The sequence below is a fragment of the Henriciella litoralis genome (assembly GCF_002088935.1).
In the GTDB taxonomy this organism is placed as follows: Bacteria; Pseudomonadota; Alphaproteobacteria; order Caulobacterales; family Hyphomonadaceae; genus Henriciella; species Henriciella litoralis.
Window position 1 is genome coordinate 303,303 of the sequence record NZ_NCSS01000006.1, and the last position, 26,656, is coordinate 329,958.

Here is a 26,656-nt window from a genome sequence, read left to right on the forward strand (position 1 = left end):
TTGAATGTCTGTGCCGAGGCCAGACAAACCCTGTTCTCCGGACTGTTTATCGCCCATATGGCGACGATGAGACATGGAAACGTGCACGACGCAAATCCCGACAAGATCGAATCGGCGGACGGGGGACTAAACGCCTCTATCGTTCGAATCATCCATCTGTTGAAACGGCCAGAACTGTCGAAGTGGCGGCCGATCATGTTCATCGCCATTATTCTGACCCTGGCAGCTGCCGTGCTCGAAGTGGTTTCACCGATCGTTTTGGGTGATGCGATTAACAAGGTTGCTGGCGAGAACGGGCACGCACCTGCTTTGGGAATCGCCATTGTCTGGATCGCGTGGGCGATCGGGTTGAGGTTTCTGGCAGCCGTCTTGCCGCAAATCCGCGATGCACTTTTCAGTCCGGTTAGTCAGGATGCGCAGCGCGTGGCCTGTGTGGATGCATTTGGCCACGCGCAATCGCTGTCGCTCGCTTTCCACCAGACGCGCCGGTCGGGCGCTTTGAACCGCGTGATTGAGCGCGGCGCCAGCGCGATTGATTATCTCATCCGGTTTCTGGCTTTCAACATTGGCCCCACATTTGTGCGCCTCGCGCTTGCGTCAATTGCGCTCGGGGCAGCGTATGACTATCGGCTGTCGCTGATCGCGATCTTCACGATCATTGTCTACGTCATCGCGACGGTCATTATTACCGAGTGGCGGGTGCGCCAACGACGGCGCATGAATGTCGCCGATACCGAACTGCGTGCGGTCTCAATTGATACGCTGACGAATTTTGAGACTGTGAAGGCGTTCGCCGCCGAGACCCGCGAAACCAACCGCTATGATGCGGCGATGAGCCGTTATAACCGCCGATATGTCGAGGCGGTTCGTAGCATGTATCTACTTAACGGCGTGCAGGCATTTGTCATGAATGCTGGGCTTCTTGCCGTGCTGGCTTTGTCCGCCTGGAACTACAATCAAGGCACGATGCAGGTCGGCGATCTGACAGCGGTCATGCTCGTTCTTCTAAGTCTTTACGCGCCGCTGAACATTCTCGGCTGGGCCTGGAGAGAGATCAAGCAGGGCGCGGTCGATCTTGAGAAACTGCACGGGCTTCTGGCGATGGTGCCAGAGGTTCAGGATGCGCCTGATGCGATGTCGCTCGAGAAGCCAAAAGGACGGGTCGAGTTTGAAAATGTGAGCTTCACCCATGATGCGCGGACAGTTGGTATTGCCGACATCAGCTTCCATGTGGAGCCGGGCAGGAAGATCGCGTTTGTCGGGACATCGGGGGCCGGCAAGTCGACGTTGCTGAAATTGTTGTTCCGGTTCTACGACGTCGATCAGGGAGCCGTTCGCGTAGACGACATTGACGTTCGCAAGCTGACCCAGACGTCGCTGCGCAACGCGTTAGGCCTGGTGCCGCAGGATGTCGTTCTGTTCAACGATACAATACGAGCAAACATCGCATATGCGCGCCCCGACGCGACACTTGATGATTTGCGTGATGCGGCACGCCGAGCCCAATTGCTGGATTTCATCGAGGCCTTGCCCGATGCCTGGGATACGCCGGTTGGTGAACGTGGTCTGAAACTATCGGGCGGTGAGAAGCAGCGTGTCGGGATTGCGCGCGTTATTCTGGCCGACCCGGCGATTCTTGTTCTCGACGAAGCCACATCGGCGCTGGATAGTGCAACCGAGGCGGCCGTTCAGGGCGCTCTGGACGAAGCATCCAAGGGCCGCACCACGCTGATGGTGGCGCACAGACTGTCGACCGTTCAGAATGCAGATGAGATTGTCGTGCTTGAGGCAGGCCGGATTGTTGAGCGCGGATCGCACGCGAAACTTTTGCAGGCCGATGGCAAATATGCACAGATGTGGCAGAGGCAGGTCGCGCGCGATCAGCTCGCGGCCGTTATAGACGCATAGGATTGGATAACATGGCAGGACCCGGCAAATCACTGGCTCACAAAACGTTTCCATGGCGCCAGAGCGGATTCGATCTCGAAGGCGTGGTCGGCTTCCTGCTCGGCTGGCTACTAGCACTTCTGCTCGGTACGATCTGGTCTCCGCTTTTCTGGTTGGCGTTTGTGCCGGGCGTAATGTTTCTTTTTGCGACCCGCACCGCCGAGCGTGTAACGCCGGACGATCCTGATGTAATGGTCGCGCCGTGTGATGGCGTGGTTGTCTCGATTGAAGAGGTCGATCCGCCGGAAGAGATCAAATTCGCCGAATCGTCGCACCGTATCCGCATTTCGACGTCCCCGTTTTCGGCCAACAATATCCATGCACCGGTCGGCGGGCTGATTGATGCTATTTTCGAGAAAGAGGGTGAAGCCAAAGCTGTTGCGGCCCTCAATCCGGATGATGAGGATCTAAGTCAGCTGTTCATGACGCTGGCCGGCGAACACAGCCGGGTCGGCATAAAGGTGATCACCGGCGGACTTGGTCCGCGGCTGGATGTTAAGTCCGATGCTGGAGACCGTGTGACGGCTGGCAAGACGATCGCCATCCGCCGGCTCGGTGGATGGTGCGATGTGTTCGTTCCTTCCGATGCCGCCGGAAGCATACTGGTTGAGCCCGGTCGCACGCTCATCGGGGGCGAGACGTTTCTCTGGTCAATAGTCAGTTCAGCAAGCGAAAGCTTGAACGCGCCTGATGATACCGCGGACAGCGACCCCGTCGCTGTTTCACCGGCTCCCGAAGTCATTCCTGCTGAGGTGGTTGAAGAAGATGTGCCTGAAGCGCCGTTGCTCCCGTCGAAAACAGACGCAACCGATCCTGTCAGCCCGGAAACTGTGCCGCCAACAATTGCAGAAGAGGCACCGAAAGAGCCGCGCTCGGGCGATGAAGAAACCGCATCTGTTTTCGCCAGATTGAGGCGCGAAGCGCGTAAACTCTCTGGTGATCCGCAGAAAGACTGACTAGTCGGCGCTGCGTTCGTCGGGGCGGTTCATCCATGCCAGGATGGGCTTCAGCGGCAACACCCAGGCGACGCCCGCGATGACGTAGAAGACCAGCTGCACCCATTGCGGCGCCGAGGTGAGCTTCGAGCCGATTGTGCCAGCGAGGAATATCCAGAACGCAATAAAAAGTAGAATGACGACGCCTGTGGTGATTTTCTTCATTTCTGCGTCTCCAGTTTGCCGATGCGGACATGTGCGACGGCGTGGCGTCTTGCTCTTTGCTACTAGACCGTCAGATAGGGCGCTATGAGACAGATGGCAAAGACTGAAACAGGGCGCGTTTGGATCCGCAGGTGGCTGATCCTGATTGCGGTCATGGTTTATGCGATGATCCTGATCGGCGGTATGACCCGGCTCACGGATTCCGGATTGTCGATTACGGAATGGGACCCGATCAGCGGAGCCTTGCCGCCGATCGGCCATGAAGCCTGGCTGGCCGAGTTTGATAAGTACAAGCAGACCGCAGAATTCCAGCAGCAGAACTACAATATGACGCTCGGCGAGTTCGAGTACATCTATTGGTGGGAATGGGGACACCGGCTTTTCGGCCGTCTCATCGGACTGGTCGCTATCGGTGGGTTCATTGTCTTTGCGGCACGCAAATGGATGGGGCGCAACCTGTCTCTGCGCTTGCTTGTGTTGATTGCGCTTGGCGGTCTTCAAGGCGCTATTGGCTGGTGGATGGTGTCGAGCGGGATTGGTGAAACAGATCGTCTTGATGTTGCGCCGTACCGACTGATGACGCATTTCGTACTGGCGCTGATCATTATCGGCTACACGGCGTGGCTGTGGCTTGATCTTGGACGGCGATCAGCGGTTCAAGTGAAGCCGCTTCTGCGTAAATTCGCCATCATCCTCGCGATTCTCATCACAGTGCAGATGGCGAGCGGCGCATTGGTGGCAGGCCTGGATGCTGGGCGTACCTATACGGACTGGCCTCTGATGAATGGCGAGTTTGTTCCGTCAAACTATGTTGAGACCCAGCTTGGCGTGCGCAGCCTGTTCGAGGGCAGGGCCGCGACGCAGTTCAACCATCGTATTCTGGCTTACATTATCTGGGCGCTCGCTATGGCGTCCGCTTGGCTTAGCTGGCGAACAGCGGCGCGAAGCCAATTTGTCTGGCTTGGCGGGCTGGTGACGCTGCAAGCAGTGTGGGGAATCGGCACGCTACTCAGTGGCGCGCCGCTCCAGCTTGCAATCGTTCACCAGGCCCTTGGCGTTATTGTTTTTGTCGCAGCAATCCGACTGATGTGGATCAGTCGGACGCCGACGGAACTTCGATCGCCGTCATCGTGACCTTGCTAGGGTCTACGAGCACGACGCGGTGATCGCCGGGCGCAACTGCGCCACCGATGACAACGATTCCGCCTGGGTACCCTCCGCCTCGTGCATCGCCGGTTGCGGCGAGGGCGGTTGGTTCGTCGGGAACGACAACCGTTATCCCATTCAGAATTTCGTATTCAACAGGATCGCCATCGCCGATCTTTAGTGAGATGTCTCCGCTACGGTCGACCAGAATGGATGTCTGGCGTCCGCGCCGTTCAAGGCTTGCAGCGCCAACAATTGGTGCCGAGTAGGGTGTGGCTTGATCGCCCGAGACGGTACAGGCGGTGATTGGCGAATCAGATGCCACGCTGCCGGTTGTCTCAAGCACCAGCTCGTCGCCGGATTGGCTAACCGATGCCAAGACAAGCGTCTCGGGGGCCTCTTCGGTCCAATAGGCGAGATTGCTGAGGGCGCCGGCGTCTGAGCTTGTCGGTGACGAGCACAATCCTATGGCTGAACCGCTCTGGTCACTGACGAGGTCATATTGAATGGCCTCGGCCAGGCTCCCGCCATGGATCCAAATTTTTATTTGGCCATCGGCAGCGATACCGGGAAATACCGTTACCGGTGTCCCTGAAAGCATGGCATATCGCCCGTCGCTGAGGGCGAGGACATCATGATCCGACACTTCTGTTATACGGTCGCCATCGAAGTCGAATATCTGCAGTCCACCGCCATCATAAGCGACAGCAAAGGTCGAACCAGCGCCGCCAGCGATTCCGATGCTACGGACGGGGGCGTCCAGCTCACGCGTGGACCAGACGGCCGGCAGCGAGTTGGCGGGAGCAGGGGGACGGGCTTCTGTTGCCACCGTTTCGGTTTCAGCAGGCTCCGCCGGTGCTTCTGTCGGCTCTTGCGGCCCGGAACAAGATGCAGCATAGAAAAGCAGGAAACCCGCTATACCTGCGTTGACAGGGAAGGTCTGCGCGCTTAAACGCGGGCGCTTGAACATATTCCAACACTCCGATTGAGAGGCTCCCGAGGAGCAATGAAGACTTATAACGCACCAGCTGACGTAGAGAACAAGTGGATCGTTATCGACGCAACAGACGTTGTCGTCGGTCGCCTTGCTTCATATGTCGCAAAACGGCTTCGCGGCAAGCATCGCGCTGATTTCACTCCACACATCGATACTGGCGACCATGTCGTTGTTATCAATGCAGAAAAGGCTCGTTTCACGGGCAATAAACTGCGTGATAAGACGTATTATCGCCACACCGGATATCCGGGCGGCATCAAGTCGACCACGGCCGAGAAGATCCTCGGTGGCCGCTTTCCAGAGCGCGCTATCGAACTGGCTGTGAAGCGCATGATGCCGGGCGAAAGCCCACTGGCGAAGCAGCAGTTCTCAAAACTGCGCGTCTATGCCGGCACCGAGCATCCACATGAGGCTCAGAAGCCTGAAACCGTCGACTACGCGTCGATGAACACCAAGAATCAGAGAGACGACTAAGCAATATGTCCGACACTGCAAATTCGCTTGAAGACCTGAAGTCCGTCACCGGCGGAGAAACTGCAGCCGCAGAGGTTGTTGTCGCTGAGCCAAAGATTGACGATCTGGGCCGTGCCTATGGTACTGGCCGTCGTAAATCGGCAACTGCTCGCGTCTGGATCAAGCCAGGCTCTGGCAAGATCACCGTGAACGGCAAGGATCAGGAGCAGTATTTTGCCCGTCCAGTACTGCGTATGGTTATTGAGCAGCCGCTGATTGAAACTGATCGCCGCACGCAGTTTGATGTCATCTGTACGGTGAAGGGCTCCGGCCTTTCCGGTCAGGCTGGCGCTGTGCGCCACGGCATTGCTCGCGCGCTCGTCAATTATGAGCCAGGTCTTCGCGCCGTTCTGAAGCCATTCGGCTTCATGACCCGTGACCCGCGTACCGTTGAGCGTAAGAAGTACGGCCGTGCGAAAGCGCGTCGTAGCTTCCAGTTCTCGAAGCGCTAGGCCTCGAAACTATTCTGGTCTTGAAAGGGCGCTTCGAAAGAGGCGCCCTTTTTCTTTTTGGATCCTATGTGCAAAGAAGGCGGACATGAGCGATAAACCAATGCAAGCAGCGGTACTTGGCGCGTCTGGTTATACAGGCGCTGAGACTGTTCGGCTGTTAAAGAATCACCCTCACGTCAATGCGGTAGCGGCGACTGGCAACGCGCTGGCTGGCCAACGACTGTCCGATATCTTTCCTCATCTGCGCGGCTCGCAGGACCTCGATGTTGTCAAAGCCGATGATGTTGAATGGGAGTCGATCGATGTCGCCTTTGGATGCCTACCACATGGGACGAGCCAGGATCTGATCGAGACCCTGCCAGAGCATGTGAAAATCGTAGACCTTTCATCCGATTACAGGTTCAGAGACCCTGTTGCTTATGCGGCGGCCTATGGTCGTGAGCACATCGCGCCTGAGCGCGCGCGGGCGGCTATTTACGGGCTAAGTGAACAGTATGCCGACAAGATTGCGGGCTCGAATCTGGTTGCATGTCCGGGCTGCTATCCAACGGCCGTATTGATGGTTCTTCTGCCGCTGATGAATCCTCTGATTGTCGACCGTGATGCGATCATTATTGACGCAAAGTCAGGGGCTTCGGGTGCGGGCCGCGGACTGAAAGAGGGTAATCTCTTCTGTGAAGTTGGTGAGGGTACGCACGCTTATGGTGTTGGTACGCACCGCCATACGCCTGAGATCGAGCAGGAGCTCAATTTGAGAGCAGGGCTCGACGATATCGAGGTGACGTTTACGCCTCACCTTCTGCCAATGACGCGCGGCGAACATGTGACCTGTCATCTGCGCGGCGACGTGGATGCGATTCACGCTGCGCTTGCGACCGCATATGCGCACCAGCCATTCGTTTCGGTGCTGCCGCTGGGTTCTCCGCCGCCTGATACGCGTCACGTTCGCGGGACAAATGACTGCCGAATCGCTGTTTTTCCAGACCGGGCAAAAGGGCGCGTGATTGTTATCGCGGTTATCGACAACCTCGTTAAAGGCTCAAGCGGTCAGGCAATCCAGAATCTGAATTTGATGATGGGCTGGGATCAGGCTTTAGGGCTGGACGTGCTCTTGCCGCTCTTTCCCTGAGGTTTCGATTTCGTCGTCTTCTTCGTGGTCTTGGGCGACGTCTTGGCTTTTCCAGCTGTCGAAGCTGCCGCCCCATTTGAGGCAGGCTTTGTCTTAGACTTTTGGGCGGCTTTTGCAGAGGCGTACTCAGTCGCAGGTTTCTTGCCGGCGCGAATGTCTTCGAGACGCATTTTGACGTACGTGCCGGGCGCGGCACCAAGTCCAGCATCCTTGACCGGTTTGGCGTCGACGAGGTCGCCAGATTTTGGTTCCAGCCACTCCCACCAGGTTGGCCACCAGGATCCTTTTTCTTCGTCTGCGCTCGCGACCCAGCTTTCCGGCGATCCCTTCAGGCCGTCATTCGTCCAATGCTGATATTTTCCGCTATTGGGATGATTGACCACGCCCGCGATATGGCCTGAGCCAGCAAGGACAAAATTGACGTCGCCGCCATAGCACTGAGCGCCGCGATAAATGGAATGCCACGGGCAGATATGGTCTTCGCGGCTCGCCTGGATCGTTACCGGGATGGTGATGTCCCGCATGCTGACCGTCTCGCCAAGAACCTCAAACTTGGCGCGTGCCAAAAGGTTCTCGCCATAGAGGTCATTTAGATAGGTCATGTGCGTGTGACCGGGAATGTTGGTCTGGTCTGCGTTCCAGAACAGCAGGTCGAACGGCCGAGGTTTCTTGCCGAGCATGTAATTGTCGACGACATACCGCCAGACAAGATCAACGGGCCGGAGCCAATTAAACGTCTCTCCCATCATTTCACCGGGCATGATGTTGTCGTGAGAATCGATGACGCCCTGAATGCTTGCTCGGGATTCCGGATCGGTGAAGACCATAAGGTCACCGGCATCGCTAAAATCGGACTGGGACGCGAAGAAGGTGGCTGACGAAATGCGTTTGTCACCGGTCTTTGCCATATAGGCGAGACCACTCGTCAGCATCGTGCCGCCAATGCAATACCCGACCGTGTTGATGTCTGTTGCGCCCGTCAGATCAATTGCTGTCTGAACCGCCGGGAACAGGCCTGACTGGACATAATCGTTCCAGGTAAGGTCTCGCAGCTCGTCATCCGCCGATCGCCAGGAGACGACGAAGACAGTGAGCCCCTGGCCAACCAGCCAGCGGATCATCGAGTTTTCCTCCCGAAGATCCAGGATGTAGAACTTATTGATCCATGGTGGGAAGATCAGCAGCGGCTTGGCGTACACCTTTTCGGTAGTCGGCTCGAATTGCAGAAGCTCTATAAGCTTGTTTCGAAAGACGACTTTTCCGGGCGCAGTTGCGACGTTCTTGCCGACTTCAAATGGCGTTTCGTCAGACTGGCTGATTGACAGACGGCCCTGGCCTTTAGCGATGTCGGCGCGGGCGTTGCGAAGGCCGCTGACAAGGCTTTGGCCGCCAGATTGCAGCATTGCGCGCAGGGCCGTCGGATTCGTGGCGAAGAAATTGTTAGGCGAAAGGGCATCGATCGTCTGGCGCGTATAGAATTGCGCCTTGCGTTTTTCCGACGCTGACAGGTCCGTCGCTGACTCAAGAAGCGACATCATCCATTTGGAGTTCAGCTCATAGGCTTTCCGCATGAACTCAAATGCTGGGTTGGAGGACCATTCGGGATCACTAAACCGGCGGTCACTGGCGTCCTCAATTTCGCCGCTCGTGAAGTCTTTCCAGAGGTTTACCCATCCGGTCCACAAATCGAGATTGGCACTTAGCAGCGCCTGGGGATTGGTTGCGAGTGACTGACCCAGCTTGCCGTAGGTGCTTGACATGCCAAACGGATCCGACTGCGACGACATATCGTCGGCTGGCCGACTTGTCGCCAAAACGTCCCGCAAGAGGGCCTGGGATTCAGCGGCGGCTTCGGCAAGTGCGAGTCCAATAGCTTGAAGCTGTTCCGGAGTTTGTTCGGCCAAAATAGCATTCAGTGTTTGGTCATCGGTTTCTTGCATGTCTTTTGAGCTTTTCATCACCTTATTCTCGCCATTCTACACGAACACATATAGGAGTGAAATGTTGCAGGAATGATGACGGCACCCAAGAAATGAAAAGAATTCAGTTATTTCCTTTACTAGGCGTGGTTTTGTGCACCGGTTGCACCGGCGCATTTGATCAGATGTCTGATGTGAGAAGTTCCACGCCGGGCTGGTTTGAGGCGCGTCAGACGGAACTTGCAGGAGATGGCTATCCCGATCTTGGCCGCGTGCCGGTCAATTCCACCTATCGGGAGTCGAAATTTGAATTGTCCGGCACTCGCAAGGTCAATCAGTCGCTCCTTGTCAGCGTGCTTCAGAGCCCGCGTTCGGCGCCGACTTATCTGACACCCGAAGCCATTTCGCAGTGGGGCGACGTGAAGCGCGCCAGTGTTGAGAAAATGAATGTGCGAGCGGATTTCCTGACCGATGAAGAAGTTGCCGCGCTGAAGGCAAAGTTCAATCGATCCCGAGCGCGACGCTAGATATCATTTATCAAGCGCAATCGTTTCCTCTAGCACCGGGAGAGCCCTAATGGCCGGTGAATTCTATAAAATCAGACGTCTTCCACCCTATGTTTTCGAACAGGTGAATCGCAAGAAGGCAGCGCTGCGTGCGCAAGGTGCCGACATCATTGACCTTGGTATGGGCAACCCGGATCTGCCTACGCCCAAGCATATTGTCGACAAACTTTGTGAAACGGCTCGCAAACCGGACGTGAACGGCTATTCGGCCTCGCGCGGCATACCCGGACTTCGGCGTTCGCTCGTGAACTATTACAAACGCCGGTTTGACGTTGAGCTCGACAAGGACCGGGAAGTCATTGTGACGCTCGGCTCAAAAGAAGGTTTTGCAAACCTCGCTCAGGCTATTTCCGCACCTGGCGATGTGATCCTGGCGCCGGACCCATCCTATCCACTGCATTCGTTTGGCTTCATTATTGCGGGCGCATCTATCCGGGGTGTGCCGGCTCATACGCCTGAGCAATACCTTGCTAATGTCGAGAATGCGATACGTTACAGCGTGCCGCCGCCAACTGCGATGGTCGTATGTTATCCCTCCAATCCGACGGCGGCCGTTGCTGACCTGGACTTCTACAAAGAAGCTGTCCGGATCGCGAAGAAGCACAACCTCTATATTCTCTCGGACCTTGCCTACAACGAAATCTATTTCGACGATCCTCCGCCATCGATCCTGCAAGTGAACGGGGCTCGAGATATCGCTGTTGAAACGACGACGATGTCCAAGACCTATTCGATGGCGGGATGGAGAATCGGGTTTGCCGCAGGCAATGAGCGCCTCATTGGCGCGCTTGGCCGCGTGAAGTCATATCTCGACTATGGCGCCTTCACACCGATCCAGGTCGCGGCCTGCGCGGCACTGGACGGTCCGCAGGACTGTGTTGTTGAGATGCGTGAAACCTACCGCTCCAGACGCGATACGCTGATCGAGAGCTTTTCAAGGGCAGGCTGGGACATCCCGGTGCCGGCCGCATCTATGTTCTGCTGGGCGCCGATACCGCCCCAGTGCAAGGACATGGGAAGCCTCGACTTTTCATTGGCCCTGATCAACGAGGCGAGCGTTGCGGTCGCGCCGGGTGCAGGCTTCGGTGAGCGTGGGGATGGTTTTGTGCGGATTGCGCTGGTTGAGAACGAGCAGCGGATTCGTCAGGCCGCACGCAACATCAAGAGGTTTCTTCAATCCAGGGAAGCTGATAGCAGGAACACCTTTGCTGAAGCTGACACCGGAGGGTAGCCGCCTTGAAGACTTTGAAACTGGGAATTGCTGGATTGGGCCATGTCGGATGTGGTCTGGTAGACTTGGTGCAACGCCAGGACAGCCTGCGTTTGCCTGGCAAAGTCGAAATTGCTGGCATTACGGCTCGCAATCGCAGCCGAAATCGTCCCGTCAATGTCGAGGACTACAAATGGTTTGATGACGCTGCACGCCTTGCTGCAGATGATTCCGTCAACGTGTTTGTGGAATTGATTGGCGGCTCTGATGGGCCGGCGAAAGTCGCGGTTGAAACCGCCCTGAAATCCGGAAAAGCGGTTATCACGGCCAATAAGGCCCTTATCGCGATGCATGGTCAGGAACTCGCTGAGCTCGCACGTGAGCAGGGCGTTGACCTTCTTTTTGAAGCGGCGGTCGCTGGCGGTGTGCCTGTTGTTCGTGTGTTGAGAGACTCTCTGGCTGGCGTCGACGTGCGGCGCGTCACGGGCATTCTGAACGGGACCTGTAACTTCCTGACGACTGAGATGCTTGCGACGCGGCGAACCTATGAGTCGGTTCTCGCTGAAGCTCAGCGTCTCGGCTATGCGGAATCTGATCCGACGCTGGATGTGTCTGGTATGGATGCCGCTCACAAGGCCGCAATTCTGGCAGCAATCGCCTTCTCCGCAGATCTCGATTTCTCGAAAGTCTCCGTCCGCGGTGTTGAGGGTGTCGAGTTACTCGACCTCGACCTCGCCGATCGTCTTGGCCTTCGGATCAAACTGATTGCAGAAGGCAAGATCACGTCGGACGGAGTGGTCTGCCGCGTTGAGCCATATGCGCTGCCCGTTAATCATCCGCTCGCGCGCGTAAATGGCAGCCTGAATACGATCCGTATTGAAGGGGATCCTCTTGGCGCGGTGACGCTTACAGGCCCTGGCGCAGGACCGGGGCCGACGGCCAGCGCCGTGATGGGGGACGTCGCGAAGCTGTTTAATCCGATCGCTCGTCCGGCCTTCGGCCGCGCGGATCATCATGATGTGCGCAAATTCGTGATGGCGGAACCTGACGAGAAATCTGCCTATTTTGTACGGGTCCGTCTGCGGGACCGGGCTGGTTCTTTGGCTGAGTTGACTGAAGCGCTGGCGGATGCTGGCGTGTCGGTCGACAAGCTGCTTCAGGATTCAGCCGATGATGACGGTGCAGCTCCAATCGCCATCGTGACGCATATTTGCTCGCGGCGGGAAATCGGGATTGCGCGGGAACGGCTCGAGTCGCTGGAGTCAAATATCGGAACGCCTCAGATCATGGCGATTGAAGCGTCCGCAGACTAAAACAACTAGGGTAGGGGAGCAGGCGGTTTTACCGTCTGGAGTGTTTGTATGACGCGTAGTGTATTGGTACCTCATCTGGCCGATGCGATGGTTCGGGTCACTGAACTCGCTGCCATCGCTGCGCAAAAGCTGGCCGGACTCGGAGACGAGAAATCAGCTGATCAAGCTGCCGTCGACGCCATGCGAACGGCTTTCAACGGCGTCGACTTCAAGGGCCGTATCGTTATTGGCGAAGGTGAGCGGGACGAAGCGCCAATGCTCTATATTGGCGAAGAGGTCGGCACGGGGAACGGCCCCGAAATCGATATCGCACTCGACCCGCTTGAGGGAACGACCCTGACTGCGAAAGCAATGTCTAACGCTTTGGCCGTGCTTGCGATCTCCCCAAAAGGCGGACTGCTGCACGCCCCTGATACTTATATGGACAAGATCGCAATTGGTCCGGGATATGCCTCTGATGTGATCGACCTTGATGCGACACCGGCTGAGAATGTTTCAGAACTCGCGAAGGCCGCAGGCCGACCTGTCTCGTCAATGACCGCGTGTGTACTGGACCGGCCACGGCATGGTGACATCATCGAGAGCCTGCGAAGTGTCGGCGCTCGGATCCGGCTCATATCTGACGGCGATGTTGCCGGCGTCATCGATACAACGAATGCTGATACGGGGATTGATCTCTATATTGGCCAGGGCGGTGCGCCGGAAGGTGTGCTCGCGGCAGCAGCGCTCAAATGCGTAGGTGGTCAGATGCATGGACGTTTGGTGTTCCGCAATGACGACGAAAAGGCGCGCGCGCGCCGCGTTGGGCTGACCGATTTCGATCGCAAATATAAACTTGATGAGTTGGCGAGCGACGAAACCGTCTTTTGCGCAACGGGCGTCACGAAAGGCGGCCTGGTCGATGGCGTCATTGTCCGGAATGGTTGGACGATCACTGATACGCTTGTGATGAGTTCTGCGGACGGCATGGTCCGGAAAATCAACTCTCGACATCGTACGTCCTGAACCCGTGGCGCCGGAGACTTATCTCTACGGGGTCGAGCGTTCTCTCACTGGGCGGTTCTGGACGCTTACGCCTTCAGATGAGGAGGCGATCAGAAAGCTGTCTCTGGCTACATCCTTGCCAGATGTCATCGCCCGCATTCTGGATCAGCGCGGAGTCGGCCCTGATTCGGCAGATGGCTACCTAAATCCAACGCTGAAAGAGACCTTTCCTGACCCGTCCTCGTTTCAGGATATGGAAAAAGCTGCCGGCCTCATGCTGGATGCGATCCTCGATGGGCGCGATGTCACCGTCTTTGCCGATTATGATGTTGATGGCGGAACGTCATCTGCTCTGCTAGCGCGCTACTTCAGGGCGTGGGGGCGCGAGCTTGGCCTTTATGTGCCGGACCGTCTCACAGAAGGCTATGGGCCGTCCCCTGAAGCCTTTCGGCACCTCAAGAAGTCCGGGGCGGAACTTGTAATCACTGTAGATTGCGGCGCAGCGGCGACCTCAGCGCTTGACGCGGCACGTGACATCGACTTGCCGGTGATCGTGATTGATCACCACCTTATGGGCGCGCAGCTGCCTCATACCGCGGCTCTGGTAAATCCGAATCGACCCGATGATACGTCGGGATACGGCCATCTCGCCGCTGCTGGCGTGGTGTTCGTGATGTTGGTGGCGATGAATGCGGAAGCACGCAGGCGCAATGTGGCGCCGCCTGAAGGCTTGCCTGACGTGCTTCAGTGGCTCGACCTGTGCGCTCTGGGCACACTTTGCGACATGTCGCCCCTGCGCGATGCTAATCGCGCATTTGTGCGCCAGGGGCTGCGTATCATGACGCGTAGTGGCAATCCGGGCCTTCGGGCGCTGGCTGATGTCGCCGGCATCGGTGTGATGGACAGCGTTTATCATGCAACCTTTGTGCTTGGACCGAGGCTGAATGCCGGCGGGCGAATCGGTGATCCCTGGCTCGCAGCGAAGCTGCTGGCGACAGATGATCGCCAGGAGGCGCTCGAACTCGCTGAGCGGCTTCATGGCCTGAATGATGAGCGTAAGGCCGTCGAGGCGCACATATTGGAGATTGCAACGACTGAAGCCGAGCGCCAGCTAGAGGCGAATCCGGAACGAGGCGTGCTGATCGTCTCTGGAGAAGGATGGCATCCGGGCGTGATCGGGATCGTTGCCGGCCGGATCAAGGACCGGTTCCATTTGCCGACAATTGTTATTGGGTGGGGAGATGATCTCGGTCCGGTTGCGAAGGGATCTGCCCGCTCAGTGCGTGGTGTGAATATTGGCGGGGCGATTTCACAGGCGGCGAGCGAAGGCATCATCCTGTCAGGCGGCGGCCATGCGATGGCTGGCGGTCTGAGTGTGGCGCCTGATCGGATCGCTGCGCTGGACGCCTGGATGTGTGAGCACATGGCGGCGTTCAAGAGCGAGCGTGAAGAAGCCAAGCGGCTCGAGGTGGATGGTATCCTGTCGCCAAGCGCAGCCAGCATTGAGCTTTGCGACATGCTGGACAAGCTTGGGCCTTTTGGTCAGGGCGCGCCGCAGCCTGTCTTTGCGATGAAAGATATCAAAGTGATCGCGCCGCGTCGTATCGGACAGAATCATCTGAAGTTCCAGGCTTCGGATGGCGGGACGACAATTGAATGTCTGGCCTGGCGTTTTGCCGATACGCCCTTGGGCGACGCAGCATTCGCTGGCGGCAATCTCAGCTTGGTTGGGCGCCTGAAAGCGGATGAGTGGAACGGGCGCCGTAGAGTTCAGTTCGAAGTGCTTGATGCAGCTGTCACGGATGCCAACTGACAAAAAGTGGCAGGCATGCTGATTGCTGACTTGAACCTCCAGAAATCTACAGCTATACGCACGCCCTCGAGCAGAGCGCTCCCTTCGTCTATCGGTTAGGACGCCAGGTTTTCAACCTGGAAAGAGGGGTTCGATTCCCCTAGGGAGTGCCACTTTCGACACCATCTTCCATAAATTTGAAAATAGTTTCCCCAATCGGGGATGACTTTGCCGAATCAATTTGTCTATCATCACCCACAGGGACGGGCGGTAGATGAATGCTTTCAATTCTCCAATTGAAGACAATGGATCAAATCCTGCTGTAAGGGTTATTGGCGCGGTCAAATGGTTTGATGTCGCCAAGGGGTACGGCTTTGTCGTTCCCGATTCAGTGTCATCCGAAGATCTGACGGGCGATGTCATGCTGCATGTGTCCGTCCTGCGGACATATGGCGAAAGCTATGCCGACGAGGGCGCGCGAATCATTTGCGACGCCGTCAAAGGCCAAAGAGGCTGGCAAGTTGAGCACATCATCGAAATGGATCGTCCGAAGGCGATAATCGCCAAGGAGCGCGGAGAGGCACCTGAGCCCGAATTGGTGATAGTGAAGTGGTTCAATGACGAAAAAGGCTTCGGCTTCGTCAATAGAACGGGCAGCGAGGCCGACATCTTTGTGCACATTTCCGTTTTGAGGCGAGGCGGTGTCGATTCAATCGAAGCCGGAAAGGAAATTCGGGTCTCGATCAGTGATGGCGCAAAAGGTGAATTTGTTTCGAGTATCCATACGGACTGAGGCAGCCAGATGAGTTGCGCTTCGCAGTTGTGCGCGTCTCGCACTGACGCTACACAATCGGCATGAAAACCGCATTTCTCTCCCTGATCGCCAGTGTCGTTCTCGCGACGGCAGGCGCTGCCGCAACAGCTCAAACGCTGGAAACATCGGATCTCACGATCGAGTCAGCCAATGGAGCTCACGAGTTCACCGTTGAGCTTGCGGATGAACCAAGTGAAATCTCTTTCGGGCTGATGGATCGGGAGACGCTCGGCGAAGATGCCGGCATGCTGTTTGATTTCGGCAGTCCAAGAGAGCCGGCCATGTGGATGAAGAACACACTTATTCCTCTCGACATGCTGTTCATCACGTCTGATGGTTCAGTCCAGATGATTGCGCGCAATACCGTCCCGGGCTCGCTCCGGACCATCTCTCCAGGCATGCCTGTCAAAGCCGTTCTGGAAATCAACGGAGGCCGCGCTGCGGAGCTTGGCATTGAGCCAGGTGATACGGTCCTGCATCCGGTCTTCGGAAACGATGCCCACTGATCAATTTGAGAATCGGCCGCCGCCCGAAGGGTTTGAAGCTTCAAAATCGCGCGGTCCATTCACGACCCGCAACGGCCCTGTTTGTCGCGCATCGGCAAAAGGTGATCTGAGAAGTGGCATCTGGGTTCTTGAGCGCCACTGCAACAGCATGGGCTTCATGCACGGTGGAATGGTAAGCTCGTTCGCGGATGGCGCGCTTGCCTATGCAGTCTGGCATGCCACCAGGAAAATGTCCGTTACCCTCAAACTGACCACCAGCTTCTTCGGAACGATTCGTCCCGGGAACTGGCTGGAGGGCACACCTGTTATCAAATCCGTCGATAATGGCATCGTTCATGTGTCGGCAGACCTAACAGTGAAGGGCGGATTGGTGGCCCGAGCTGACGCAACTTTCAGAACACTGCGCAGAACAGCCAAATAGGGCTTGCCTGCAGCGACGTGTCTGCATAGAAGGGCCTCCGATGTCGGAGCGTGGCGCAGCCTGGTAGCGCACCTGATTTGGGATCAGGGGGTCGGAGGTTCGAATCCTCTCGCTCCGACCATCGAAAAACGGAGGCCCCCAATGGATGCACGTATCTATAAGCCCCGGAAAACTGCTATGCAGTCCGGTCGCGGGAAGACACGTGAATGGGTCCTGGAGTTCCGCTCTGGTGATGACCGGTTTTCAGACCCTCTGATGGGCTGGACAAGTATCAACGATACAACCGGACAGGTTCGCCTGCACTTTGATACACGCGAGCAGGCGATTGATTTTGCCAAGCGCGAAAAGCTCACCTTCACAGTAGATGAGCCAAGAGAGCCGAAACGACTCGTAAAGTCCTACTCAGAAAATTTTGCGCCAGATCGCAAACAGCCCTGGACGCACTGAGATCAATCCCGGCCCCTTAGCTCAACTGGATAGAGCACCGGACTTCTAATCCGACGGTTACAGGTTCAAGTCCTGTAGGGGTCGCCATTGCGGCTGATATTGCTATTCTCCAGCCATGGAGAAACGCATCAGATTACCCGAACAGGGAATGACGCAGGACCAGCTTGAGGCTGAACTTGTTGAGCGCGGCGCTAATGACGCCAAATGGCGAGATGGCAAAACGGCGGTCTACGTCTTTAATGCCGGACTGGAGATCGAACGTCTCCAGAAGTTGGCCTACACCTCATTCATGTCAGAAAACGGTCTTGGACCGCTCGCTTTTCCGTCTTTGGCGCAGATGGAAAGGGAGGTCGTGTCGATGGCGCTCGACCTGCTGCACGCGCCTTCTGGCGCCGCAGGTGCAATCACCTCCGGCGGTACTGATTCGATTACGATGGCGATCAAAACTGCTCGAGATTTTGCGCGATCTAAAGGCAGAGCCTTGTCAGTTGGCAATATTGTGCTGCCGCAGTCAGCGCATCTGGCGTTCGACAAGGCGGCTCATCTCATGGACATCGAGGTCCGCCGTGTCCCGCTGAAGACTGATGGATCCTATGAGGCCGACTGCACGGGCATGGAGGCTGCCTGTGACGACGACACCATCATGATTGTCGGGTCTGCGCCTAATTTCCCGCATGGCATCATTGATCCAATACCGGCATTGTCTGATCTCGCGACCCAAAAAGACCTCTGGCTTCACGTGGACGCGTGTGTCGGTGGATATTTCGCGCCCTTCGCCAAGATGAATGGTGAGCCAGTTCCGTCGTTCGACATCGAGAATGAGGGCGTTCATTCGATGAGCGCCGATCTTCACAAGTATGGATATGCGGCCAAAGGCGCCTCAACCGTCTTGTTCAGGTCAGAAGAGCTTTACAGCTTCATGCCATTCGACATGGCGGGTTGGTCTGGCGCGCCGATGAAAACGCCAACGCTGGCTGGGACCCGGCCGGGTGGTGCAATTTCAGCGGCCTGGGCCATCATGCGGTTTCTCGGGCAAGACGGTTATTGTTGGCTACAGGGCAAGGTGTGTGACACGCGCAAGCGCGTCGAACGCGGCGTAAAACGGCTTGGGTTCGAAATTCTTGGCTCGCCTGTGCTTGGCCTGATCGCATTCCGGCATCCTGATCTTCATGCCTATGCATTGTACGGGGAGATGTATGCCCGAGGATGGTTCACTTCGGTGACGAAGGAGCCACCGAGTCTTCACCTTATGCTGTCGCCAGCGCACGCCGATTTTATTGACGACTACCTGTCCGATCTGGCCGAAGTCTGTGAACTTGTTCGCAGAGGAGAGGGTGGAAAACAGGCGGTAAAGCCGCGTTACAGCTAGCTGAAATGACCGGGGCTGCAAAAACTTCAGACAGAGTATTGGACAACCTGCATGAGCAGCGTTATGACGCCGTTTCCCAAGCGGCCTGCCCGGGTAGCTCAGGGGTAGAGCAGCGGATTGAAAATCCGCGTGTCGGTGGTTCAAATCCGCCCCCGGGCACCATTCTTTCCAACAATCAGGTCAGTGCGGGTTCGCCGTTGACGATGCTGGCAAGGCGCGTCGCCTCGCCGCACGCATGCGCAGCAATTTTTGCTGCGAAGGGCCTATCAATCGTGAAGCTGACATGTTGCTATTGTTACGAAAGCGTCCTAACCCGACGCTTCGATGACACGCTCTCGAGGAGTTGACCTCAATGACCGAAATTGAAGCCTTTGCCCTCGATTATCTTCCGGTAATCCTGTTCCTGGCGCTTGGCGTTATTATTTCGCTGCTATTCATCATTGGATCGGCAGTGTTGGCGCCATCCAATCCTGACCCGGAAAAGAATTCCGCCTATGAGTGCGGCTTCAATGCTTTTGACGATGCGCGCATGAAATTCGACGTGCGATTCTACCTCGTCGCGATTCTGTTCATCATCTTCGATCTCGAAGTCGCCTTCCTGTTTCCGTGGGCCGTATCGCTTGGTGCGATCGGCGTGTTCGGTTTCTGGTCAATGGTCGCCTTTCTGGGCGTGCTGACCGTAGGCTTCATCTATGAATGGCGCAGTGGCGCGCTGGAGTGGGAATAATGGCCGACGATTTCAAGCCATACGCATTAGGCGCTGGACGCAGCGGCGTTGAAGGCGGGCACGATGTGCGCGCCGACGATCCGTTTTTCGCCGGACTGTCCGATCACCTTGCTGATAAGGGCTTCTTCACCGCGAAGGCAGATGACCTCATCGCCTGGGCCAGAACTGGCTCTCTGATGTGGATGACGTTCGGGCTTGCCTGCTGCGCCGTCGAAATGATGCAGGCGGGCAATCCGCGTTACGATCTGGAGCGGTTCGGCATGGCGCCGCGGGGGTCACCTCGTCAGTCTGACGTCATGATCGTTGCCGGCACGCTCACCAACAAGATGGCGCCCGCGCTTCGCAAGGTTTACGACCAGATGCCAGAGCCGCGTTATGTTGTGTCTATGGGCTCGTGCGCGAATGGCGGTGGTTATTATCACTACAGCTATTCCGTCGTGCGGGGTTGTGACCGGATTGTGCCGGTTGATATTTACGTTCCTGGGTGCCCACCAACGGCAGAGGCGCTCGTATATGGCATGCTGCAGCTTCAGAAGAAGATCCGCCGCGAAGGCTCGATTGAGCGCTAGGCGAAAGGGTAGATCGACATGACGGAAGCCTTGAGAGAGCTTGGCGCTCATATCAGCGAAAGCTGTTCTGACGCGGTAAAAAGTTTTGACGTTCGCCATGGCGAGCTGACGGTTACGGCTGAACGCGATTCCATCGTCAAGCTGGCGAAATTCCTGAAGGACGACAATCAGTGCGTCTTTGAGACGCTTATCGATATTTGTGGCGTAGACTGGCCGGAGCGCGGGCAGCGTTTCGAGGTTGTCTATCATTTTCTGTCGATGCGGTTGAACCAGCGCGTACGTATCAAGGTGTCGACAGATGAGGCGACGGCCGTACCGAGCCTCGTTGATCTTCACCCAAGCGCAAACTGGTTCGAGCGCGAAGCTTTCGACATGTATGGTATCCGGTTTGCTGGACACCCGGACCTTCGCAGGCTGCTCACTGATTATGGGTTTGAGGGCTATCCGCTTCGGAAGGATTTCCCGCTGACTGGCTTCACCGAAGTTCGGTATGACGACCTCGAAAAGCGCGTCGTGAATGAGCCGGTCCGGCTGGTGCAGGAATATCGAAATTTTGACTTCCTGTCTCCGTGGGAAGGCATGACGAAAGAGCTGCCTGGAGACGAGAAAGCCGAGAAGGAGCCAAGCAATGGCTGATGGCACACCGGCGATGGATGAGCGCAAGTTTACGCTGAACTTCGGCCCGCAGCATCCTGCGGCGCACGGCGTTCTGCGGATGATCATGGACCTTGATGGCGAAGTCGTCGAACGGATCGACAGCCATGTCGGCCTGCTTCACCGCGGCACCGAGAAACTGCTCGAGTACAAGACCTATCTTCAAGGTCTGCCGTATTTTGACCGGCTCGATTATGTTGCGCCGATGAATCAGGAGCATGCTTGGTGTCTTGCGATCGAGCGTCTGCTCGGCCTGGAAGTGCCACGGCGCGCCAAGTTTATTCGCGTTCTTTATTCCGAGATGGGCCGTATCCTGTCTCACATGCTGAATATCACGACGCAGGCCATGGACTGCGGCGCGCTCGCGCCAATCACATGGGGCTTCGAGGAGCGCGAAAAGCTGATGGGCTTTTATGAGCGCGCGTCAGGTTCACGCATGCACTCGGCCTATTTCCGTCCGGGCGGTGTTCACCAGGATCTACCGCAAGCGCTGATCGATGACATCATGACCTTCTGTGAGGAGTTTCCGGCCGCGCTGGAGCAAATCGAAGGGCTCATCACAGAGAATCGGATCTTCAAGCAGCGCAACGCCGATATCGGCGTCGTTGATGAGAAGACCATCATGGAATGGGGTTTTTCTGGCGTCATGGTCCGTGGGTCTGGTCTGGCTTGGGACCTTCGCCGGTCTCAGCCATATGAAATTTACGACGAGATTCCAGGTGACGTGCTGAAGATCGTCGTTGGGAATAATGGCGACAATTACGACCGGTATGTCTGCCGGATGGATGAGATGCTCGTCGCCAATGACATCATGAAATGGTGCATCGAAAACATGCCCGAGGGCGAAGTGCTTCTGGCGGGTTCAAAGGTGTCTCCGCCGCGCCGCGGTGACATGAAGCGCTCAATGGAAGCGCTGATCCACCACTTCAAGCTTTACACCGAGGGCTTCCACGTGCCCGAGGGTGAAGTTTACGCGTGCGTCGAAGCGCCAAAGGGCGAGTTCGGTGTGTATCTGGTCAGCGACGGGACGAACCGGCCATATCGCGCGAAGATCCGCGCGCCGGGCTACCCGCACCTCGCGGCTATGGATCATTTATGTAAGGGCCACATGTTGGCCGACGTGTCGGCTATTCTTGGGTCGCTTGATATCGTGTTTGGGGAGATCGACCGGTAATGGCTTTTCGTCGATTTGATCTGGATGCCGGCGGCGACAGTTTCGCCTTCAAGGCTGAGACAGAGCCAACGATTGCTTTCTGGCTGGGGAAATACCCGGAAGAGAAGAAGCGGTCCGCGGTGATCCCGCTGCTCTGGCTGGCGCAGAAAGATAATAATGGCTGGCTGTCTGAGCCAGCGATGCGCACCGTCGCGGACCGGCTGGAAATGCCTTATATCCGCGTCTACGAAGTCGCGACCTTCTATACGATGTTCCGGCTACAGCCTGTCGGCAAGCATCACGTTCAGCTTTGCGGCACGACGCCGTGTGCGCTGCGCGGCGCCAATGATCTCAAAAAGGTCTGCGAGAAGCGGATCGGCAAGAAGATGGGCGTTACGGATGATGGCCGTCTTTCCTGGGAAGAAGTTGAGTGCCTTGGGGCCTGCGTGAATGCGCCAATGGTTCAGATCAACGACTATTATTATGAAGATCTGACGCCTGAGACGTTTGACGAAATTCTCGACAAGCTCGGGAATGGCGTTGATGTCGAGCCGGGTACATTCGTCGACCGCCTGAACAGTGCGCCGCAAGGTGGCCTGACCAGCCTTGAAGATGAGGCCCTTTTTGACGGTAGCCGAAATGGCGTGAAAGGTCTTCCGAACCTGCCCGAGGCTCAGAACACCGAGGCGCCCAAGGCAGAAGCAAAGGCCAAGCCTGCTCGTAAGGATCCAACTAATGTTGATCGCGAAGAGGCGACCAAGAAGGATGTTGAGGCGGCCGACGCAGAGATTGAGGACGAAAACGCGATTGAAGGCCAAAAGCCTGAAGTTGCTGACATTTCGTCAGACCAGGCGGACAACCTGAAAACAATCAAGGGCATCGGCCCGAAGATTGAAGGCCAGCTTCATGGTCTTGGGATTTACACATTCGAGCAGATTGCTGCCTGGACCGATGACAACATCAAATGGGTCGATAGTTATCTTTCGTTCCGCGGACGCATTGAGCGCGAGAACTGGATAAGCCAGGCGAAAGAGTTTGCAGCTTCCAAGAAGGGGCAAAACTGATGCTTCAGGATAAGGACCGGATTTTCACCAATCTCTACGGCGCACATTCGCCGGGGCTGGAAGAAGCAAAGAAGCGCGGTGCATGGCACCTGACGCGCGAAATGCTACAGCAGACCCCGGAATGGATCTGCGATCAGATCAAAGCATCCGGACTGCGTGGACGCGGCGGTGCTGGCTTCCCGACTGGCCTGAAGTGGACCTTCATGCCGAAGGAAGTTCGTGAACGTCCGCATTATCTCGTGGTCAACGCCGACGAGTCCGAGCCTGGTACGTGTAAGGACCGTGAAATTATGCGGCACGATCCGCACCTTCTGATCGAAGGTTGCATGATCGCGTCCTATGCGATGCGCGCGCACGCCTGCTACGTCTATATTCGCGGCGAGTACATTGCTGAACGCGAAGCGCTCGAAAAAGCCGTCAAGGAAGCCTATGAGGCCAAACTGATCGGCAAGAACAACAAGAACGGTTGGGACTTTGATCTCTATGTTCACCACGGGGCTGGCGCCTACATTTGCGGCGAAGAAACAGCCTTGCTCGAAAGCCTTGAAGGCAAGAAAGGCCAGCCGCGCCTTAAGCCTCCATTCCCGGCGAATGCGGGTCTCTATGGTTGCCCGACGACCGTGAACAATGTTGAGTCTATTGCGGTGGCGCCTACTATTTTGCGCCGCGGCGCCGAATGGTTTGCTGGTTTCGGCCGTCCAAACAATACCGGAACCAAGCTGTTCTGCGTGTCAGGTCATGTGAACAAGCCGTGCAATGTCGAAGAAGAAATGTCGATCACTTTCAGGGATCTGATCGATACCCATTGCGGCGGCATTCGTGGCGGCTGGGATAACCTCAAGGCGGTCATTCCTGGTGGTTCATCGGTGCCTATGGTGCCGGCTGAGCAAATCATGGACGCATACATGGATTTCGATACGCTGCGTGATCTCCGCTCGGGTCTTGGAACGGCTGCTGTGATCGTGATGGACAAGTCGACTGACCTCATCAAAGCCATCGCACGTATTTCCTACTTCTACCGCCATGAGAGCTGCGGCCAGTGTACGCCATGCCGCGAAGGCACCGGCTGGATGTGGCGCGTGCTGGAGCGTATGGCCAAAGGTGATGCGGAATCAGCAGATATCGACATGCTGCTGGACGTTTCCCAGCAGGTCGAGGGTCACACGATCTGCGCGCTCGGCGATGCGGCGGCCTGGCCGGTCCAGGGCCTCATCCGTCACTTCCGCCATGAGATCGAAGACCGTATCTCTCAGTATCGCAAGCCTTACACTCAGGTGCAGGGCGCGACGGTAGCCGCAGAGTAGGGGAAGAGGGGCGATGAAGCAGCTGAGAAACATTCTAACGGCGATCTGGTGCGCCATCATTATCGGGGCGAACGCGTTCGGCCTGATCGTGGTGCTACAAGCTGTTGGGCTCAGCGTTTTTGCCCGCTCGGACATGGCTCTGCCTGTTCTGCAAATGATTCTGCTGAGCGGATTTGGCGTGCTGTCGCTGATTTCCACCAAATTTCTCTGGGTGATCCTTGCGGTATCTGTTGTCTCGATGCTTCTGGGGTTCGGCTACGAAGTCCTGATGCAGCGTGTATGGCGTCCAGCCAGCATGCTGACGGGGCTTGTCCTGATTATCCCGACCTATCTTCTGGCGCGCTGGAATACGCTGTCGCGCCAAACTGAATTTAATCCCGTGAAAGAGTTCTAAGTCATGGCTGACGATCTTTTCAAACTGAACATCGACGGCAAGGACATTGAGGTCCCGAAGGGCTACACGCTGATGCAGGCGTGCGAGGCAGCAGGCGCTGAAATTCCGCGTTTCTGCTACCATGAGCGCCTGTCTGTCGCTGGCAATTGCCGGATGTGTCTTGTGCAATGGAAGGGCGCTCCGAAGCCGATTGCTTCTTGCGCACAAACCGTTGGCGATATGCGGATGAACCCGGATGGCACGCCGCCGAATATTCTCACCAGCGGTGAGTATGTGGAAAAGGCGCGCAATGGGGTGATGGAATTCCTCCTGATCAACCATCCGCTGGATTGTCCGATTTGTGACCAGGGTGGCGAGTGTGACCTGCAGGACCAGGCCATGGCCTATGGCCGGTCAGGGTCACGTTACGAGCTCAATAAGCGCGCGGTTGAAAACAAGAATATGGGGCCGCTGGTCAAGACGATCATGACGCGCTGTATTCAGTGTACGCGCTGCGTGCGCTTTGCGGCTGAAGTTGCCGGTGTCGAAGAGATCGGCATGATCTCTCGCGGCGAAGACGCTGAAATCACGACATATCTTGAAGAATCACTGTCGTCCGAACTTTCAGGCAATGTGATCGACCTTTGCCCTGTCGGTGCGCTGACGTCGAAGCCGTATGCCTATAATGCGCGGCCATGGGAGCTGCGCAAAACAGAGTCGATCGACATCATGGATGCGATGGGCGCGGCCATTCGCGTCGATGCAAAGGGCGATGCCGTGATGCGGATCATGCCTGTTGTGAATGAAGAAGTGAACGAAGAGTGGTTGTCGGATAAGTCACGTTTCATCTGGGATGGTCTCGCCCGCCAACGCCTCGACAAACCTTACATCCGCGTCAACGGAAAGCTTCAACCCGCGAGCTGGTCTGATGCCCTCGCGAAGACGGCCGAGCTGCTCAAAGCCTCCGGTGAAAAGACAGGTTTTGTCGCTGGGGATCTTGTTGAGGTCGAACAGTTGAAAGCTGCGCTCGATGTTGCTGGTTCGCTTGGGACGAAATCAACTGATTGCCGTCCAGCAGGCTGGCAAATCCCCGTCATCGCCGATCGCGAAAAGTACATTCTCAATCCGACCCTGATGGGGGTCGAAGAAGCCGATGCGCTTGTCCTTATTGGCACCAATCCACGCGTTGAGGCCGCTGTCTGGAACGCTCGCATCCGCAAGTCCTGGCTCTGGAATGATCTCAAAGTCGCGGTGATCGGCGATGCCGTCGACCTGACCTATGACTATGAGCATCTCGGCACAGGCGCTGGTGCCATCGCATCAGCCATGAAGGGCGACGGTCCTTTTGCCGACATTCTGAAAAACGCAAAGCGGCCAATGATTGTGGTCGGTGAGACTGCATTGCTGGGCGATAGCGGAGAGGATGTGCTGAACGCTGCGCATCAGCTGGCCCTGGACGCTGGTGGTATCACCGAGGAGTGGGTCGGATTTGGTGTGCTGCACAACGCCGCTGCACGTGTTGGCGCGCTCGATGTTGGCTTTGTGCCCGGCGACGAAGGCCTCAGCACACATGAGATGCTGAATGGCGGCGTAGAAACGCTGGTTTTGCTCGGCGCGGATGAGGTAGACCTCAGCAATACTGGCGACACCAAGATCGTTTACGTTGGTCATCATGGTGACGCAGGCGCAGCCAAGGCGGACATCATCCTTCCTTGCACGGCCTATACCGAGATGGAAGCGACCTATGTGAACACCGAAGGCCGTGTTCAGATGACCCGCAAAGCGGTGCAGCCTAAGGGCGACGCACGTGAAGGATGGGCCATATTCCGGGCTCTGTCGGCTTCGCTAGGCAAACCGCTTGGATATGATTCGGCGTCTGAGCTGCGCGAGCAGCTTCGCGAGGCAAACAGCCTGTTTGCGGGACTGGGCTTTGCGCCTGGAAAAGGCGGCTTCGAGGTTCTTTCGAAAGTGCCGGCCAAAGCAAAAAGTCTTGCGAAAGCGCGTCCTTTTGAAGCGCCATTTGAAGATTTCTACCTGACGAACCCGATCGCACGGGCGTCAAAGACAATGGCGGAGTGCTCGCTTATGAAGCGTGGCCTTGAAACACCAGTAGCAGCAGAGTAGGCG

Annotated in this window: 27 protein-coding genes and 4 tRNA genes; 28 read left to right on the top strand and 3 right to left on the bottom strand. The window is 56.7% G+C overall.

Going from position 1 to position 26,656, the window contains the following annotated elements:
• The first annotated feature begins 81 nt into the window (after positions 1-81).
• Both B8783_RS05140 and B8783_RS05145 read left to right on the top strand, forming a co-directional pair.
• On the top strand, positions 82-1,908 hold the full coding sequence (locus tag B8783_RS05140; RefSeq protein WP_233355675.1) for an ABCB family ABC transporter ATP-binding protein/permease: 1,827 nt from the start codon (positions 82-84) through the stop codon (positions 1,906-1,908).
• An 11-nt stretch (positions 1,909-1,919) separates the two neighbouring features.
• Positions 1,920-2,903, top strand: coding sequence for a phosphatidylserine decarboxylase (locus tag B8783_RS05145; RefSeq protein WP_084418749.1), 984 nt, complete (start codon positions 1,920-1,922; stop codon positions 2,901-2,903).
• Here B8783_RS05145 and B8783_RS05150 read toward each other — a convergent pair whose 3' ends face one another.
• Positions 2,904-3,107 carry a DUF2842 domain-containing protein gene (locus B8783_RS05150; protein WP_084418751.1) on the bottom strand — a complete coding sequence of 68 codons (204 nt, stop codon included), beginning with the start codon at positions 3,105-3,107 and terminating at the stop codon, positions 2,904-2,906.
• A gap of 93 nt (positions 3,108-3,200) precedes the next feature.
• Here B8783_RS05150 and B8783_RS05155 point away from each other — a divergent pair, with 93 nt between their 5' ends.
• Positions 3,201-4,241, top strand: coding sequence for a COX15/CtaA family protein (locus B8783_RS05155; protein WP_084418753.1), 1,041 nt, complete (start codon positions 3,201-3,203; stop codon positions 4,239-4,241).
• Here B8783_RS05155 and B8783_RS05160 read toward each other — a convergent pair.
• On the bottom strand, positions 4,201-5,223 hold the full coding sequence (locus tag B8783_RS05160) for a hypothetical protein (RefSeq protein ID WP_084418755.1): 1,023 nt from the start codon (positions 5,221-5,223) through the stop codon (positions 4,201-4,203). The two genes, B8783_RS05155 and B8783_RS05160, sit on opposite strands and share 41 nt — an antisense overlap.
• A 36-nt stretch (positions 5,224-5,259) precedes the next feature.
• Here B8783_RS05160 and rplM point away from each other — a divergent pair, with 36 nt between their 5' ends.
• From rplM to argC, 3 genes are all read left to right on the top strand, one after another.
• Positions 5,260-5,724, top strand: a complete 465-nt coding sequence (gene rplM / locus B8783_RS05165) for a 50S ribosomal protein L13 (protein WP_084418756.1) — start codon at positions 5,260-5,262, stop codon at positions 5,722-5,724.
• 5 nt (positions 5,725-5,729) lie between these two features.
• Entirely contained in the window at positions 5,730-6,215 is a 486-nt protein-coding gene (rpsI, locus tag B8783_RS05170; RefSeq protein WP_084418758.1) for a 30S ribosomal protein S9, read from the top strand.
• A gap of 85 nt (positions 6,216-6,300) precedes the next feature.
• Positions 6,301-7,344 carry an N-acetyl-gamma-glutamyl-phosphate reductase gene (gene argC, locus B8783_RS05175; RefSeq protein WP_084418760.1) on the top strand — a complete coding sequence of 348 codons (1,044 nt, stop codon included), beginning with the start codon at positions 6,301-6,303 and terminating at the stop codon, positions 7,342-7,344.
• Here the strand turns inward: argC and B8783_RS05180 are convergent.
• Positions 7,302-9,104 carry a PHA/PHB synthase family protein gene (locus B8783_RS05180; protein ID WP_233355676.1) on the bottom strand — a complete coding sequence of 601 codons (1,803 nt, stop codon included), beginning with the start codon at positions 9,102-9,104 and terminating at the stop codon, positions 7,302-7,304. The genes argC and B8783_RS05180 overlap by 43 nt on opposite strands.
• A gap of 344 nt (positions 9,105-9,448) precedes the next feature.
• On the opposite strand from B8783_RS05180, the gene B8783_RS05185 reads away from it, so the two are divergent.
• The 22 genes from B8783_RS05185 (at position 9,449) to nuoG (ending at position 26,653) form a co-directional block, all read left to right on the top strand.
• Positions 9,449-9,790: a hypothetical protein gene (locus tag B8783_RS05185; protein WP_139792252.1), complete on the top strand. Its 342-nt coding sequence runs from the start codon at positions 9,449-9,451 to the stop codon at positions 9,788-9,790.
• Positions 9,791-9,839: 49 nt separating this feature from the next.
• Positions 9,840-11,060, top strand: a complete 1,221-nt coding sequence (locus tag B8783_RS05190) for an LL-diaminopimelate aminotransferase (protein WP_084418765.1) — start codon at positions 9,840-9,842, stop codon at positions 11,058-11,060.
• Positions 11,061-11,065: 5 nt separating this feature from the next.
• Positions 11,066-12,352: a homoserine dehydrogenase gene (locus tag B8783_RS05195; RefSeq protein ID WP_084418767.1), complete on the top strand. Its 1,287-nt coding sequence runs from the start codon at positions 11,066-11,068 to the stop codon at positions 12,350-12,352.
• Positions 12,353-12,400: 48 nt separating this feature from the next.
• Positions 12,401-13,357 (top strand): class II fructose-bisphosphatase, encoded by a 957-nt coding sequence (gene glpX / locus B8783_RS05200; RefSeq protein ID WP_084418769.1) that lies wholly within the window; start codon positions 12,401-12,403, stop codon positions 13,355-13,357.
• 115 nt (positions 13,358-13,472) lie between these two features.
• Positions 13,473-15,149, top strand: a complete 1,677-nt coding sequence (gene recJ / locus B8783_RS05205; RefSeq protein WP_233355677.1) for a single-stranded-DNA-specific exonuclease RecJ — start codon at positions 13,473-13,475, stop codon at positions 15,147-15,149.
• 77 nt (positions 15,150-15,226) lie between these two features.
• Positions 15,227-15,301: transfer RNA gene (locus tag B8783_RS05210), tRNA-Glu, on the top strand.
• Positions 15,302-15,402: 101 nt separating this feature from the next.
• Positions 15,403-15,921 carry a cold-shock protein gene (locus B8783_RS05215; protein ID WP_084418773.1) on the top strand — a complete coding sequence of 173 codons (519 nt, stop codon included), beginning with the start codon at positions 15,403-15,405 and terminating at the stop codon, positions 15,919-15,921.
• A gap of 62 nt (positions 15,922-15,983) precedes the next feature.
• Positions 15,984-16,448, top strand: a complete 465-nt coding sequence (locus B8783_RS05220) for a DUF192 domain-containing protein (RefSeq protein WP_084418775.1) — start codon at positions 15,984-15,986, stop codon at positions 16,446-16,448.
• Positions 16,438-16,869: a PaaI family thioesterase gene (locus B8783_RS05225; protein ID WP_084418777.1), complete on the top strand. Its 432-nt coding sequence runs from the start codon at positions 16,438-16,440 to the stop codon at positions 16,867-16,869. Before B8783_RS05220 ends, B8783_RS05225 begins: the two co-directional genes overlap by 11 nt.
• Before the next feature lie 44 nt (positions 16,870-16,913).
• A tRNA-Pro gene (locus B8783_RS05230) sits at positions 16,914-16,990 on the top strand.
• 20 nt (positions 16,991-17,010) lie between these two features.
• Complete coding sequence (locus B8783_RS05235; protein ID WP_084418779.1) at positions 17,011-17,316, top strand: ETC complex I subunit; 306 nt, start codon at positions 17,011-17,013, stop codon at positions 17,314-17,316.
• 10 nt (positions 17,317-17,326) lie between these two features.
• Positions 17,327-17,403: transfer RNA gene (locus B8783_RS05240), tRNA-Arg, on the top strand.
• A gap of 28 nt (positions 17,404-17,431) precedes the next feature.
• Positions 17,432-18,685, top strand: coding sequence for a pyridoxal phosphate-dependent decarboxylase family protein (locus B8783_RS05245; RefSeq protein ID WP_233355678.1), 1,254 nt, complete (start codon positions 17,432-17,434; stop codon positions 18,683-18,685).
• 87 nt (positions 18,686-18,772) lie between these two features.
• Positions 18,773-18,847, top strand: a tRNA-Phe gene (locus tag B8783_RS05250).
• A 190-nt stretch (positions 18,848-19,037) separates the two neighbouring features.
• Positions 19,038-19,412, top strand: coding sequence for an NADH-quinone oxidoreductase subunit A (locus B8783_RS05255; protein WP_139792253.1), 375 nt, complete (start codon positions 19,038-19,040; stop codon positions 19,410-19,412).
• Entirely contained in the window at positions 19,382-19,981 is a 600-nt protein-coding gene (locus B8783_RS05260; protein WP_139792254.1) for a NuoB/complex I 20 kDa subunit family protein, read from the top strand. The genes B8783_RS05255 and B8783_RS05260 overlap by 31 nt, the downstream gene beginning before the upstream one ends.
• A gap of 18 nt (positions 19,982-19,999) precedes the next feature.
• Positions 20,000-20,617, top strand: a complete 618-nt coding sequence (locus B8783_RS05265; RefSeq protein WP_084418782.1) for an NADH-quinone oxidoreductase subunit C — start codon at positions 20,000-20,002, stop codon at positions 20,615-20,617.
• The gene (locus B8783_RS05270) at positions 20,610-21,809 is read left to right on the top strand and encodes an NADH-quinone oxidoreductase subunit D (RefSeq protein ID WP_084418784.1); all 1,200 of its coding nucleotides are present in this window, start codon (positions 20,610-20,612) and stop codon (positions 21,807-21,809) included. The genes B8783_RS05265 and B8783_RS05270 overlap by 8 nt, the downstream gene beginning before the upstream one ends.
• Positions 21,809-22,852, top strand: coding sequence for an NADH-quinone oxidoreductase subunit NuoE (gene nuoE / locus B8783_RS05275; RefSeq protein ID WP_084418786.1), 1,044 nt, complete (start codon positions 21,809-21,811; stop codon positions 22,850-22,852). Before B8783_RS05270 ends, nuoE begins: the two co-directional genes overlap by 1 nt.
• The gene (gene nuoF / locus B8783_RS05280) at positions 22,852-24,156 is read left to right on the top strand and encodes an NADH-quinone oxidoreductase subunit NuoF (RefSeq protein WP_084418788.1); all 1,305 of its coding nucleotides are present in this window, start codon (positions 22,852-22,854) and stop codon (positions 24,154-24,156) included. Before nuoE ends, nuoF begins: the two co-directional genes overlap by 1 nt.
• Positions 24,157-24,169: 13 nt before the next feature.
• Positions 24,170-24,550: a hypothetical protein gene (locus B8783_RS05285; RefSeq protein WP_084418789.1), complete on the top strand. Its 381-nt coding sequence runs from the start codon at positions 24,170-24,172 to the stop codon at positions 24,548-24,550.
• Between the two features lie 3 nt (positions 24,551-24,553).
• Positions 24,554-26,653, top strand: a complete 2,100-nt coding sequence (gene nuoG, locus B8783_RS05290) for an NADH-quinone oxidoreductase subunit NuoG (protein ID WP_084418792.1) — start codon at positions 24,554-24,556, stop codon at positions 26,651-26,653.
• Positions 26,654-26,656: the final 3 nt, after the last annotated feature.